Source organism: Sphingopyxis sp. sgz302558, assembly GCF_057220455.1.
Map to the genome: position 1 here is coordinate 446096 of NZ_JBXPUZ010000003.1, position 11561 is coordinate 457656.

Genomic DNA, 11561 nt, shown 5'->3' on the forward strand with positions numbered 1-11561 from the left:
CTACACCAGGCTCAACGGCCCGCGATGGTTGCGGGCCGCAGATGGAGGCTTTTATGGCCAAGACGCTTTCGACCCTGACCAAGGCCGCAGTTGCGGCGGCCACCACCGGCGCCATGCTGAGCGCCACCCCTGCCGCCGTGGCGCGCGACCGCGACCGCGATGGCATCAGCGCTGGCGAGGTTATCGCCGGTGCCGTGATCCTGGGCGGCCTCGCCGCGATCCTGTCGGACAATGACCGGGGTGACTATCGCGGCCACGACGGACGCTACAACGACCGCTATGGCTATAACCGTGACTATTATGAGCGCGGCTATGGCTATGACTATCGCCGCCACGGCAATGCACGGCAGGCCGTCAACCAATGCGTGCGCGATGTCGAATATCGCAGCGGACGCTGGGGCCGTACCGACGTGACCCAGATCCGCGACATTGAACGCCGCCGCGACGGCTATATCGTCAAAGGCAATGTCGTGGTGCGCGAGGGTTATCGCGGCCGTTATGGGCGCGATGGCTATTATGACCGCGGCAAGTTCAGCTGTTTCGTGCGCTATGGCCGGGTGGAGAATGTCCGCTTTTCGGGGCTAGGCTGATCGACAAGAAAAGGGCGGCAGGGTCACCCCTGCCGCCCTTTCGCTTGGACCAGTATTTGCAGGGTCAGGCAACCCGGCGGGCTTCGTTGCCATGCTCGTCGACGTCGCGCAGCACATAGCCGCGACCCCAGACGGTTTCGATATAGTTTTCGCCGCCGCACGCCAGCGCCAGTTTCTTGCGCAGCTTGCAGATAAAGACGTCGATAATCTTGAGTTCTGGTTCGTCCATGCCGCCATACAGGTGGTTGAGGAACATTTCCTTTGTCAGCGTGGTGCCCTTGCGCAGGCTCAAAAGCTCCAGCATCTGATATTCCTTACCGGTCAGATGCACACGCAGGCTGTCGACTTCGACGGTCTTGGTGTCGAGGTTGACGGCGAGTTTGCCGGTCTTGATGACACTCTGGCTGTGGCCCTTGGAACGGCGGACAACGGCATGAATGCGAGCAACAAGTTCGTCGCGGTGAAAGGGTTTGGTCACATAATCATCGGCGCCAAAGCCGAACGAGCGGACCTTGGAATCCATTTCCGAAATGCCCGACAGGATCAGCACCGGCGTCTGCACTTTGGCCGTGCGCAGCTTTTTCAGCACATCATAGCCGTGCATGTCGGGCAGATTGAGGTCGAGCAAAATGATATCATAATCATACAGCTTGCCCAGATCGAGGCCTTCCTCCCCCAGGTCGGTCGTGTAGACGTTAAAGCCTTCGGTCGTCAGCATCGTGTCGATGGCCTTGGCGGTCGTCGGCTCGTCTTCGATCAACAATACGCGCATTGGGTGTGCCCCTTGATCCGTTTCCCCAGCGGCCATTTCGGGTCCGCAGGTTTATTAACCACGAAAGCAATGAACGGAAAAGGTTAATTTTGAATTAAATGAGGATTCCCCGCGAGTCGCACATCAAGTGGGTGTCCGCCGCACGATTGTTTGAGGCTGCCCATCAGATGTTCGACCAGCGCATTGACGCGCGCTGGGCGGCGGCGGCCGGGGGGCATCACGATTTGCAGACGCAGCGCTGGCAAGGACCAGTCGGTCAGCACGCGCACCAGCCGCCCATCGGCCAACTCGCCCGCCATGATGAATTCCGGCAGTGCCGCCAGTCCCTGCCCGGCGACGAGCATCGGCACCATGACATCGCCATTGTTGGCGAACAGCGGCCCGCCAGGGGTCACCGCCGCTGTTTCGCCCGGCCGGGTAAAGCGCAGCGGCGTCACCTGTCGCCGATGGCCATAGCCAATAACCCGATGAAGGCCGAGATCGAGCGGGTGGCGCGGCGTGCCGTGCGCGCTGAGATAAGCGGGGCTCGCTGCCAGCGCCATCGGCACCGGGGCCACCGTGCGCGACAACAGGCTGCTGTCGGGCAATTCGGCGATGCGCAGTGCCAGATCATGACCGTCGGCGATGATATCGCAATGATCATCGCTGAGCATCAGATCGAGCGTGACATCGGGATGCGCCGCCGCGAACGCCGCCAACGGCGCGCCCAGCGCGCGGATGCCGAAACTCATCGGCGCGGTCAGGCGGATCGGCCCCGCTAGCGCGCCACGTTCTTCGCGCGCGCTTTCGACAGCGGCAGCTGCTGAGGCAACCATCGCACGTGCGTCAGCCAGCAAGTCTGCCCCGGCGGTTGACAGCGCAACGCGGCGCGTGGTGCGATGGAACAGGGTCAGGCTTAGGCTGGCCTCAAGCCGCGCCACCGCTTTCGACACGCTGGCAGGAGATACGCCAAGCTTGGCCGCCGCCGCAGCAAAGCTGCCTGCATCGGCGACGGCGGCGAACATCGCCCAGCCTTCATAATCGGGCAGCGCCATGATTACCTTTCATTTGGAATTAATATTCTTCCATTTACGCTCTTATCGAAATTATCTCCAGCCCCTATCTGGCCCTTGTTCCGGCGGCGCCTTTTCGTTTGGCTAACCCCGCCGATGCAAGGAATGACCAATGATCGACGTTCGCACTTTCGACAGTCTGGGTCATGCCGACCATGGCTGGCTCGACGCGCGGCACCATTTCAGCTTCGCGAGCTATCATGACCCCGCGCGGATGGGCTGGGGCGCTCTTCGCGTCTGGAATGACGACAAAATCGCCGCCAAGAGCGGTTTTCCGCCGCACCCGCATCGCGACATGGAAATCATCACCTATGTCCGATCGGGCGCGATTACGCACCGCGACAGTATGGGCAATGTCGGCCGCACCGCAGCAGGCGATGTGCAGGTGATGAGCGCGGGCAACGGCGTAACTCACAGCGAGTTCAATCTGGAGAATGAGGACACGACGCTGTTTCAGATCTGGATCCTGCCCGACCGTGCGGGCGGTGAACCCGGCTGGGGCCAGCGCGAATTCCCTAAGGCCGACCGCAGCGGCAAATTCGTCACACTGGCGAGCGGTGTGGCGGGAGATGAGGCCCTGCCCATCCGCGCCAACGCCCGCGTTGCCGGAGCGACGGTCGCGGCGGGCGAGACCGTTACTTATGACATCGGCAAGGGCCGCCATGCCTATCTGGTTCCTGCCAAGGGCCAGGTGCGCGTGAACGGTACAGTGTTGAACGAACGCGACGGCGCGGCGATCCGCGATGTGGACAGCATTACGGTCCAGGCATTGTCCGACGCCGAACTGGTGCTGGTGGATAGTCTTTAATTGCCCTCAGCGCGGGATTGGTTCCTCCCTCCCCGGTCCCGCGCCACCCTTAACTACGACCACGAAAGGAACGACCCATGACCAAGACCCTGATCCTTTATTACTCTTCCTATGGCCATATCGAAGCCATGGCCCAGGCCATTGCCGAGGGCGTGCGCAGCGAGGGCGGCGAGGCCGTAATCAAGCGCGTTCCCGAAACCGCGCCCGAAGCGGTCGCCAAGGCCGCGCATTTCAAACTTGATCAGGCTGCTCCGATTGCGACCGTCGAGGAACTGAAGGACTATGATGCCATCATAGTTGGGTCGCCCACCCGCTTTGGCCGGATGGCGAGCCAGATGGCAGCCTTCTTTGACGCGGCCGGCGGCGTGTGGATGCGCGGCGAGCTGAACGGTAAGGTCGCGGCTGCCTTTACCAGCACCGCGAGCCAGCATGGCGGGCAGGAAACAACGCTGTTTTCGATCATCACCAACCTCTTGCACTTTGGCACCACCATCGTCGGGCTCGATTATGGATTCACCGCGCAGATGGGCGTGGATGAGGTGAAGGGCGGCGCGCCCTATGGCGCCACCACCATTGCCGATGGCGACGGCAGCCGCCAGCCGAGCGAGACCGATCTCGCCGGTGCGCGCTATCTGGGCGCCCGCGTTGCGCGGACAGCAGCCAAGCTGGCAGCTTGACCGAGTAGCCACCTTTGCGCTGGCCGGGTCGCAATCCGGCGGGACACCCCTCCTCCCGGCGCAAAGGTGAGCGAACGAACGGGCGGGCCGTCTGCGGACGGTCCGCCCGCTCTATTTGCCCAGAAACAAAAACCCGACTGCACCCATGATACAGGCAAAAGCGGCAATGTGCCGCCAGCTCAGCGCTTCACCCAGCACCGCGACCATGAACACCCCAAAGACGATGAGCGCAATCGCCTCCCGCGCAATCTTGAACTGGCCTGCGCTCCAGCCACTGGCAAAGCCGATGCGGTTGGCGGGTACCGCGAAACAATATTCAACCAGTGCCAGCGCCCAACTGATCGCGATGACCGTGACGATGGGCCGCGCCGCCGCCGCCTGCGGTCCGCCATAAAGGTGCCAGTACCAGGCAATGGTCATGAAGATGTTGGACAGGACGAGCAAAAAATTGTCAGGGTGGTCTCCAGTTTGCCAGACAACAGCTCCACGGCCAAGCCGCACAATGAGTCTTAGAAACCCGTGCTGCTTAGCGGGTCACAGCGCAGCCGGATGACTTCGGCAGCAAAAGCCGCGCGCGTCGCCAAATCCTGATCCCCAAAACTGATTTCGACCTGTGGAGAATCCGAGCGCGCCGTATCGCTCATTCCGGTGTCGGAAAGTTGAGAGGTGGTGATCACAAGCCAACCATTTGTTGCAACCGCGCTAGATACTTTGGACCAGTCCAGCGCTAATGTAATGAGAGGTGGTCGGCCCCAGAATTTTGAGTATGTAATATCGCCGATATTTCGCTTCCAAACTCTTTGGGTAATTTCGGCGCTTTGCGTCCGCAGGACGATATTGCTCACACATACATCTGGTGCTGTCATAGATTGAATTGTCGAGGTACGAACAGTCTTTTGCGCGTTAAAAATTCGTTCTGGTGTGAAGGTCCCATCCCAGCATCCACCCTGATCGGGAAGCAGTTCGCATCCGTTTGTCAATTGCCGAGCCGGCGACAACTTGAACCGCTTATCGTAGAATAACTGGTCTTTGGTCGCTATGGCAAAAAATCGCTGGGCATTCTCAGCCGTCAACTGATTGGCTGAGGGTCTAGGCTTGGCATCGGTTGGCTCCGCAGCATCAACCACCGGCTTTTCTCTTGGCGCTTGTTTGGCGACCGGAGCCTCCGCGCTTATTGTTCCCGTGTTGCTCGGAATAAAATCGAGCGCGAGCGCCGTGCTGACTAACAGAGCAAAAAACATGGCTATTGCTGGGTCGCGCACGACGGCGCGCCTTTTGGCTTCGGCGGATCACCCGGCACCCAGCAGCCCTTCGCGCGTGCGCGTGCAATCGCCGCTTCATATTGCAGGCGTGCCAAACGCTCGGCCTCTGCTCGCCGGTGCGCGCTCAAGTTATTGGCGTCCAGCAGCGCTTGGCGGCGTTTTGCAAAGTCGGCTTCGCGTTGGTCGGCCAGCGCCTTTGCTTCAGCGGCCTTTTTATCAGCTTCAGCCTGCCGTTCTGCCCGCCGCGCCGCGTCTTCTTCGGTAGGCCGTTCTTCACCGCAAGAGTTAAGGATGCAAATACGAATTTGACCGGACGCTGGTGCGGAAGACAAAGAGCCCACGCCAAATAGAGTGATTAGCAATAAAAGTCTCATGCAAAAGAGCTATCAAGCACCCCATCTTTGTCAAGATGAGTTGCAAACACAATAGTGGTGTGCCCGAGAGGATTCGAACCTCCGGCCCCCAGATTAGGAATCTGATGCTCTATCCTGCTGAGCTACGGGCACACGCGGCACGCGATACCCGCGCGGCGCGGCAGCCGTCAATTTGCTTGTTCGGGGGGCACGAAGGGGACCAGCAGCGGCAAAGCAGCGACGCCATCCTCACGCAGCGCGGCGGCTTCTTGAGGCGACACACTGCCGTGGATGAGTTCAGCCTCGGCCCGGCCTTCGTGCATCGCGCGCGCGGCGGGGGCGAAGTCGCGACCGACCCAGCGCGATCGGGGCAGCATTTCGGCTTGTTTTGCCGCAACCGCGGCCACCAGTGCGCGCATCACCGCCTCGCTAGGAGCGACTTCGCCCGACGGAGCAGGGGTCATCGGCAAGGCATTGGTGGTGGCCGGGACGTCAGCGGACACCCCGCTGCGCTGGTTGCCCTTCGCCGCCAGCCGCGGGGCCATAACGGCCTTGTCCACTTCAGTATCGCTGCACACCGGGCAGGCGATCAGGCGCCTTTCGCGCTGTTCGGCAAAGCCCGCCGAGCTGTTGAACCAGCCTTCAAAGCGATGGCCATGCGCGCAAGCCAGATCGAAAACAATCATCCCAGCAGCGGATCCAGCCCGCCCGCTGCATCAAGCGCAGCCAGATCGTCGCTGCCGCCGATGTGACGACCGTCGATGAAGATTTGCGGAACGGTGCGGCGGCCGCCCGCGCGCTCGACCATTGCAGCAAATCCTTTGCTGTCCATGGTCACGTCAATTTCGCTAAAGGTCGCGCCCTTGCGGCCGAGCAGCGCCTTGGCGCGCGCGCAATAGGGGCAGAGAAATTTGGTGTACATGTCGATTTGGGGCATCGTCATATCCTTGTCATAGGTACCATATCGGAATCGATGGTCGCAAAGTCAAATGCCGCATCATCGGGCGTGTCGGGAACCACGCGAGCGAAGGTCAGTGCCGAGACACGCGCTGCCTTGGCACGCATTAACAACCGCGCGCAGGCCCGCAACGTTGCGCCGCTGGCGTGGACATCGTCGATCAAGATGGCGTGGCGCCCGGCTAGCCGCGACTTGGCATCGGGCGCGAGCGCAAAGGCGCCCTGCACCGCACGCCGCCGAGCCTTGCGGCCAAGCCCGCGCAGCGAGGGCGTGGCCTTGGTCCGCAGCAACAGATCGTGGGCGACATCGGCCTGCGCCGCGCGCGCGAGATGCTGCGCAACCAGCCCCGCCTGATTGAAGCCGCGCGACCACAAACGCCACCGGTGCAGCGGCACCGGAAGCAGCAGCGGGGGTTCACCCGCGTGGGCTGTCAGCGATGCCAGCGGGCGCGCCATCAAATCGGCCATCAGCCGCGCATGGCCGAGCCGCCGCCCATATTTCAGGCGCAGCGCAACACGACGGGCGGCAGGGCCATAAGCGATGGCGGCGGGGGCGCCCTCGAAGGGTGGCGGATCGGCAAGGCAGGCACCGCAGTGCGCCGCATCGTCAGGAACCAATGTTGTCACGGGGATAGAGCAGCGGGCGCAGGCGGGTCCGGCCAGAAAATCGAGCGACGACCAGCAGGCGAGACAAAATTGCCGGTCCTCGCCGACAATGACGCCGCAACCAGGGCAGCGAGGCGGTAGGGCATAATCGGCAATCAGCCGCATGCCTCGCGCCAGTACGCCAACCACGCGGTCGCCAAAGGTCGTTGCCTGTACCCTTTCGTTCATACCGCACTTGTGACGCGGCCAGGCAGGCGGCACAAGCGTCGGGTGAGCAAGCCCCCTGCCCTTTTTTCACCGCAGCGCCGCGCCGCGCAGCAGGCGCGATACGCCGAGGCGGATGACATTATCGGCGCGATGACCGCCGAATCCCTGCTCGACCGGCTGAGCATGGTCACGCGCACGTTCGCGCGCGTTTTGTTGGTCGCAGATACGCACCATCCTCTCCACGCCCCCTTGCAAGCAATGTCAGGACAAGTGGTGACGGGACGCGATATCACCGATGCCGGGCCGTTCGACCTGATCGTCTGGCCCGGCGGGCTGGAGAGCATCGACGATGTGCCCGGTGCCTTGATCCGCGCGCGGCACGCGCTGGCACCCGATGGGCTGCTGATCGGTGCATTGGTGGGCGATGGCAGTTTTCCGCTGCTGCGCCGCCTGCTGGCAAGCGAGGGGATGCGCGCCACCCCGCGCATGCATCCACAAATTGACCTGGCCAGCCTCGGCAATCTGCTGCAGCGCGCGGGCTTTGCGCTGCCGGTCGCCGATGTCGAGGCGACCATATTGCGCTATGCCGATTGGCGGCGGCTGGTCGCCGATTTGCGCGGCGCCGGGCTGAGCAGCCAGCTAGCGAACGCGCCGCCGCCGCTCACCCGCGCCGAACTGGCGGCGCTGGACGCTGGATTTGCTGCGGCGCGCGATGCCGATGGCCGCGCCACCGAAACGCTGCGCATCGTTTACTTCACCGCTTGGGCCCCGCACCCCGACCAGCAGCAACCCGCGCGGCGCGGCAGCGGCAAGAGCTCGCTCGCCGATGCGTTGCGCCAGATCGGGGAGCAAAAATAGCCCTCTTGCCAAAGGGCCGCGCTTTGTGATTATTTTGTTGCATCGCAATAAGGGCAGCTAGGAGACGCGCAGTCGATGGCAGGGCAGGGTTTCGACCGCGGCCGCATCGCGTTGGCCGAGATCAAGGAATTTGCGGGTTTTCCGGCGGGGACCCAGCGCTACATCCGCCGCTCGCTCGACATTGCGTTCGCTCCCGCCGAGCCGCGCCGCGAGGAAGCGGTCGAACGCTGGTCGCGCGACGGGATCGAACAGGTGAAAATCCGCGTGCAGGCGCGCTATTATGAGCGCATCGGCGAACTACGCGAACGCGTGCCCGAAAGCAGCGATTTGGGCGTCATGGAGGGATTTATGGCGCCTTTGGTGTCTTTGTCCGCCTTTGATCTGGCACAAGAGAAACTGCCGCATTTTTCAAGCTACCGCTTCCTCTATGAGCGGCTGATTGGCGCGGCAGCGCGGCCGTGGCTGCCCGGCGCTTTCTGTGCCGCGGCAGCGCTGCCGCATATCGAACCCGCGCGGCGCCGCGAACTGCTCCAGACGATCAGCGAAAGCGCCGCGACCGCTCCCGGCTGGTCGCGGCGCGAGCCGAGCTTTTATCCCGGCTGGGTCGACAAGGATGATCCGGCCGATGGCGAGGTGGATGTGCCCGAAGGCGAAGGCTGAGGCACCCGGTAACGCGCAAGGTCGGCTGGTGTATTGATGTTGGCCAGTGGCACGGGCAGGACCGCTTCCGTCGCGCCAATATGTTTGGCAAATTTCCGCACGCTGCGCTCGCCGTTGGCCAACCATGCATCAAGCTGCGGCGCAACGTGGACAGGCCATAGTCCCACCACCGGCTGATCAGCCAGCACCGCCGGGGCCCTGCCGAGCAAAATAGGGAGATTGTCTGGCAAATCCGGCATGTCGCAAGGCGCACTCAGGACGGAGGTGTAGCCGTGGTTCGCCGCATCGTGGAGCGCAGCATTGAGGGCGGCGAGCGGACCTAAACCACCGGCAGGACGGTCCGTCAGACTGGTCCAGTCGCCATGATGGCGGCCCACCACCAGCAGCGCCGCACATTGGGGGGCGAGACGCGCGATGACGTGATCGATCAGCGAGCGGCCATCAAGCAGCGCCAACGCCTTGTCGCTGCCAAAGCGGCGCGACGTCCCGCCTGCCAGCACCGCGCCCAAGATCATTTTTTCAGCCGTTCGGCGTGCCAGGCGACATGGTCCGCCATAAAGGTCGAGATGAAGTAATAGCTATGGTCATAGCCTGGTTGCAGGCGGATGGTCGCGGGTTGGCCGGCAGCCGTGCAGGCTTCGGCAAGCAGCTGGGGCTTGAGCTGGGATTCAAGGAAATTATCGGCTTTCCCTTGGTCGACGAGCAGATCTGGCAAGCACGCCCCATCGGCAATCAGCGCACACGCATCATAGTCGCGCCACGCCATGCGGTCAGGGCCGAGGTAGCCCCCCAGTGCCTTTTCGCCCCATGGGCAGGCAAGCGGGCTGACAATCGGAGCGAAGGCGCTGACCGAGCGAAAGCGCCCTGGATTGCGCAGCGCGATGGTGAGTGCACCATGACCGCCCATCGAATGACCAGTGATGCCCTGGCGCGTCACGTCGGCGGGGAAATGCTGTGCCACCAGAGCGGGCAATTCTTGCTCGATATAGCTGCGCATACGGTAATGCTGTGCCCAGGGCGCTTCAGTCGCATCGACATAAAAGCCGGCACCGAGGCCGAAATCCCACGCGCCATCGGGATCATCGGGCACGCCATCGCCGCGCGGAGACGTGTCCGGCGCGACAAAGATGATGCCCGCCTTGGCGCAAGCGGCGCGATATTCGCCCTTTTCCATCACATTGGCGTGCGTGCAAGTCAGGCCCGAGAGATACCAGAGCACCGGCAGCGACGTACCAGGCCCGTGGTCGGGCACAAAAACAGCGAATGTCATGGCGGTGCCGGTGGCGCTGCTGGCGTGGCGATAGACGCCTTGCGTCCCGCCGTGACTGCGGTTGGTGGAAAGGGTTTCAAGGGTCATGCGGCGAGCCATAGCTCAATTTTCGCCATGCTGAACTTGTTTCAGCATGACGCCCAACCGCCGCTCGTTGGCCCGAAACGCTTTCGGGACAACGAAACGGAAGCAATGGGTTACGCCGCCATGCGGTGCATTGCGCAAATTTTGTTACCGGCGGGATCGCGCAAGTAGGACAGATAGAGGTTCATCCCGCCCGGGTCGCGCACGCCCGGCGGGTCTTCGATCGCGGTGCCGCCATGCGCCAATCCGGCGGCGTGGAAGGCATCGGCCTGTTCAGGCGAGGCTGCAGCGAAACCAATGGTGCCGCCATTGGCACAGGTCGCTGGTTCGCCGTTGATCGGCTTCGTTACGATGAACAATCCGCCGCCGTGCATATAGATGACCCGGCCCTTGGGATCGACCATGCCGGGGCGGGCACCCAGCGCACCCAGTGCGGCATCATAAAAAGCCTTGGCGGCGTCGATATCGTCGGCCCCCAGCATGATGTGGCTGAACATCGTGATTCTCCTCCTATTTTAGTTGCGAACAGAAACTGTTTTGGCCGAGCCTTCAGCGGAACACAACCGTCTTGCGTCCGTCGATCAAAACGCGCTGCTGTGCCACCATCGTGACAGCGCGCGCCAGCACCTGCGCTTCAATATCGCGGCCGATGCGGATCAGGTCGTCGACGGTGTCGCGGTGGTCGACCCGTTCGACCGCCTGTTCGATGATTGGCCCTTCGTCGAGGTCGGCAGTAACGAAGTGCGCGGTCGCCCCGATCAGCTTGACGCCGCGCTCGTGCGCGCGGTGATAGGGCTTGGCGCCCTTAAACCCCGGCAAGAAGCTGTGGTGGATGTTGATCGCACGGCCGGCGAGCGCGGCACTCATGCCATTGGACAATATTTGCATATAGCGGGCGAGCACCAGATACTCGGAATTGGCCATGAGCGCCATGATGGCGGCTTCCTGCTCGGCGCGGTTCGCATCGCTGACCGGCAGATGATGGAAAGGCAAGCCGTGCCATTCCGTGAGGCGGCGCAGATTGTCGTGGTTCGATACGACGCCGACAATGTCGATGGCCAGATTGCCGGTCGACCAGCGATGGAGCAAGTCGTTGAGACAATGACTGCCCTGCGACACGGCGATCAGGAAGCGCGGCTTAACGCTGGTCTCGCTGATCCGCGCGGCCATAGCAAAATGCGCGAAAATGGGGGCAAAAGCCGCTTCCACCCCCGCCAGGTCTTGCGGAAAGCGCGGCCCTGCGCCGCGAAATGCGACGCGCATGAAAAAATTGCCGCTGCCCAAGTCGGCATATTGCTGGCTGTCGAGAATGAAGCCGTCATTGTCGGCCAGCAGGCCGGTGACGGCGGCAACGATGCCGACCGCGTCAGAACAGCTGAAGGTGAGAATATAGCTGGGGGTCATT

General features: G+C 62.6%; 17 protein-coding genes and 1 tRNA gene. 5 read left to right on the forward strand and 13 right to left on the reverse strand.

Annotated elements, in window-relative coordinates:
• The first annotated feature begins 53 nt into the window (after positions 1 to 53).
• Positions 54 to 590 carry a hypothetical protein gene (locus AC2TC0_RS12820; RefSeq protein WP_484717909.1) on the forward strand — a complete coding sequence of 179 codons (537 nt, stop codon included), beginning with the start codon at positions 54 to 56 and terminating at the stop codon, positions 588 to 590.
• Between the two features lie 64 nt (positions 591 to 654).
• On the opposite strand, the gene ctrA is transcribed toward AC2TC0_RS12820, so the two are convergent.
• Together ctrA and AC2TC0_RS12830 are read right to left on the reverse strand one after the other, a co-directional pair.
• Positions 655 to 1362, reverse strand: coding sequence for a response regulator transcription factor CtrA (gene ctrA, locus AC2TC0_RS12825; RefSeq protein WP_484717910.1), 708 nt, complete (start codon positions 1360 to 1362; stop codon positions 655 to 657).
• Between the two features lie 83 nt (positions 1363 to 1445).
• Positions 1446 to 2396, reverse strand: a complete 951-nt coding sequence (locus AC2TC0_RS12830; protein ID WP_484717911.1) for a LysR family transcriptional regulator — start codon at positions 2394 to 2396, stop codon at positions 1446 to 1448.
• Between the two features lie 130 nt (positions 2397 to 2526).
• Between AC2TC0_RS12830 and AC2TC0_RS12835 the strand changes: the two genes are divergently transcribed.
• Both AC2TC0_RS12835 and wrbA read left to right on the forward strand, forming a co-directional pair.
• Complete coding sequence (locus tag AC2TC0_RS12835) at positions 2527 to 3222, forward strand: pirin family protein (RefSeq protein WP_484717912.1); 696 nt, start codon at positions 2527 to 2529, stop codon at positions 3220 to 3222.
• A 77-nt stretch (positions 3223 to 3299) separates the two neighbouring features.
• Positions 3300 to 3899, forward strand: coding sequence for an NAD(P)H:quinone oxidoreductase (gene wrbA / locus AC2TC0_RS12840; RefSeq protein ID WP_484717913.1), 600 nt, complete (start codon positions 3300 to 3302; stop codon positions 3897 to 3899).
• Positions 3900 to 4010: 111 nt separating this feature from the next.
• Here wrbA and AC2TC0_RS12845 read toward each other — a convergent pair whose 3' ends face one another.
• The 7 genes from AC2TC0_RS12845 to AC2TC0_RS12875 form a co-directional block, all read right to left on the reverse strand.
• Positions 4011 to 4400 (reverse strand): DMT family protein, encoded by a 390-nt coding sequence (locus AC2TC0_RS12845; protein WP_484717914.1) that lies wholly within the window; start codon positions 4398 to 4400, stop codon positions 4011 to 4013.
• An 8-nt stretch (positions 4401 to 4408) separates the two neighbouring features.
• On the reverse strand, positions 4409 to 5161 hold the full coding sequence (locus AC2TC0_RS12850) for a hypothetical protein (protein ID WP_484717915.1): 753 nt from the start codon (positions 5159 to 5161) through the stop codon (positions 4409 to 4411).
• Positions 5143 to 5535, reverse strand: a complete 393-nt coding sequence (locus AC2TC0_RS12855; RefSeq protein ID WP_484717916.1) for a hypothetical protein — start codon at positions 5533 to 5535, stop codon at positions 5143 to 5145. The genes AC2TC0_RS12850 and AC2TC0_RS12855 overlap by 19 nt, the downstream gene beginning before the upstream one ends.
• 55 nt (positions 5536 to 5590) lie before the next feature.
• Positions 5591 to 5667 (reverse strand) — tRNA-Arg (locus AC2TC0_RS12860).
• Between the two features lie 35 nt (positions 5668 to 5702).
• Complete coding sequence (locus AC2TC0_RS12865) at positions 5703 to 6200, reverse strand: DUF1178 family protein (RefSeq protein ID WP_484717917.1); 498 nt, start codon at positions 6198 to 6200, stop codon at positions 5703 to 5705.
• Complete coding sequence (gene grxC, locus AC2TC0_RS12870; RefSeq protein ID WP_484718133.1) at positions 6197 to 6451, reverse strand: glutaredoxin 3; 255 nt, start codon at positions 6449 to 6451, stop codon at positions 6197 to 6199. Before grxC ends, AC2TC0_RS12865 begins: the two co-directional genes overlap by 4 nt.
• A 2-nt stretch (positions 6452 to 6453) precedes the next feature.
• A complete protein-coding gene (locus tag AC2TC0_RS12875; RefSeq protein WP_484717918.1) occupies positions 6454 to 7305 on the reverse strand; it encodes a double zinc ribbon domain-containing protein in 852 nt (283 codons plus the stop codon).
• A gap of 42 nt (positions 7306 to 7347) precedes the next feature.
• Between AC2TC0_RS12875 and AC2TC0_RS12880 the strand changes: the two genes are divergently transcribed.
• Positions 7348 to 8142: a methyltransferase domain-containing protein gene (locus AC2TC0_RS12880; RefSeq protein WP_484717919.1), complete on the forward strand. Its 795-nt coding sequence runs from the start codon at positions 7348 to 7350 to the stop codon at positions 8140 to 8142.
• Positions 8143 to 8217: 75 nt separating this feature from the next.
• Positions 8218 to 8802 (forward strand): hypothetical protein, encoded by a 585-nt coding sequence (locus AC2TC0_RS12885; RefSeq protein WP_484717920.1) that lies wholly within the window; start codon positions 8218 to 8220, stop codon positions 8800 to 8802.
• Here AC2TC0_RS12885 and mobA read toward each other — a convergent pair.
• The 4 genes from mobA to purU all read right to left on the reverse strand — a co-directional run bounded on the left by mobA (position 8733) and on the right by purU (position 11560).
• On the reverse strand, positions 8733 to 9317 hold the full coding sequence (gene mobA / locus AC2TC0_RS12890) for a molybdenum cofactor guanylyltransferase (RefSeq protein ID WP_484717921.1): 585 nt from the start codon (positions 9315 to 9317) through the stop codon (positions 8733 to 8735). The two genes, AC2TC0_RS12885 and mobA, sit on opposite strands and share 70 nt — an antisense overlap.
• A complete protein-coding gene (gene fghA, locus AC2TC0_RS12895; RefSeq protein ID WP_484717922.1) occupies positions 9314 to 10159 on the reverse strand; it encodes an S-formylglutathione hydrolase in 846 nt (281 codons plus the stop codon). The genes mobA and fghA overlap by 4 nt, the downstream gene beginning before the upstream one ends.
• Before the next feature lie 110 nt (positions 10160 to 10269).
• Positions 10270 to 10653 carry a VOC family protein gene (locus AC2TC0_RS12900; protein ID WP_484717923.1) on the reverse strand — a complete coding sequence of 128 codons (384 nt, stop codon included), beginning with the start codon at positions 10651 to 10653 and terminating at the stop codon, positions 10270 to 10272.
• Positions 10654 to 10705: 52 nt separating this feature from the next.
• A complete protein-coding gene (gene purU / locus AC2TC0_RS12905; RefSeq protein ID WP_484717924.1) occupies positions 10706 to 11560 on the reverse strand; it encodes a formyltetrahydrofolate deformylase in 855 nt (284 codons plus the stop codon).
• Position 11561 lies beyond the last annotated feature (1 nt).

Bases quoted from the DNA above. Each gene is read 5' to 3' on its own strand.
- AC2TC0_RS12820 (WP_484717909.1), top strand. From the start codon at position 54: ATGGCCAAGACGCTTTCGACCCTGACCAAGGCCGCAGTTGCGGCGGCC.
- AC2TC0_RS12900 (WP_484717923.1), bottom strand. From the start codon at position 10,653: ATGTTCAGCCACATCATGCTGGGGGCCGACGATATCGACGCCGCCAAG.
- AC2TC0_RS12865 (WP_484717917.1), bottom strand. From the start codon at position 6,200: ATGATTGTTTTCGATCTGGCTTGCGCGCATGGCCATCGCTTTGAAGGC.
- AC2TC0_RS12835 (WP_484717912.1), top strand. From the start codon at position 2,527: ATGATCGACGTTCGCACTTTCGACAGTCTGGGTCATGCCGACCATGGC.
- ctrA (WP_484717910.1), bottom strand. From the start codon at position 1,362: ATGCGCGTATTGTTGATCGAAGACGAGCCGACGACCGCCAAGGCCATC.
- AC2TC0_RS12830 (WP_484717911.1), bottom strand. From the start codon at position 2,396: ATGGCGCTGCCCGATTATGAAGGCTGGGCGATGTTCGCCGCCGTCGCC.
- fghA (WP_484717922.1), bottom strand. From the start codon at position 10,159: ATGACCCTTGAAACCCTTTCCACCAACCGCAGTCACGGCGGGACGCAA.
- mobA (WP_484717921.1), bottom strand. From the start codon at position 9,317: ATGATCTTGGGCGCGGTGCTGGCAGGCGGGACGTCGCGCCGCTTTGGC.
- AC2TC0_RS12875 (WP_484717918.1), bottom strand. From the start codon at position 7,305: ATGAACGAAAGGGTACAGGCAACGACCTTTGGCGACCGCGTGGTTGGC.
- purU (WP_484717924.1), bottom strand. From the start codon at position 11,560: ATGACCCCCAGCTATATTCTCACCTTCAGCTGTTCTGACGCGGTCGGC.
- AC2TC0_RS12885 (WP_484717920.1), top strand. From the start codon at position 8,218: ATGGCAGGGCAGGGTTTCGACCGCGGCCGCATCGCGTTGGCCGAGATC.
- AC2TC0_RS12855 (WP_484717916.1), bottom strand. From the start codon at position 5,535: ATGAGACTTTTATTGCTAATCACTCTATTTGGCGTGGGCTCTTTGTCT.
- wrbA (WP_484717913.1), top strand. From the start codon at position 3,300: ATGACCAAGACCCTGATCCTTTATTACTCTTCCTATGGCCATATCGAA.
- grxC (WP_484718133.1), bottom strand. From the start codon at position 6,451: ATGCCCCAAATCGACATGTACACCAAATTTCTCTGCCCCTATTGCGCG.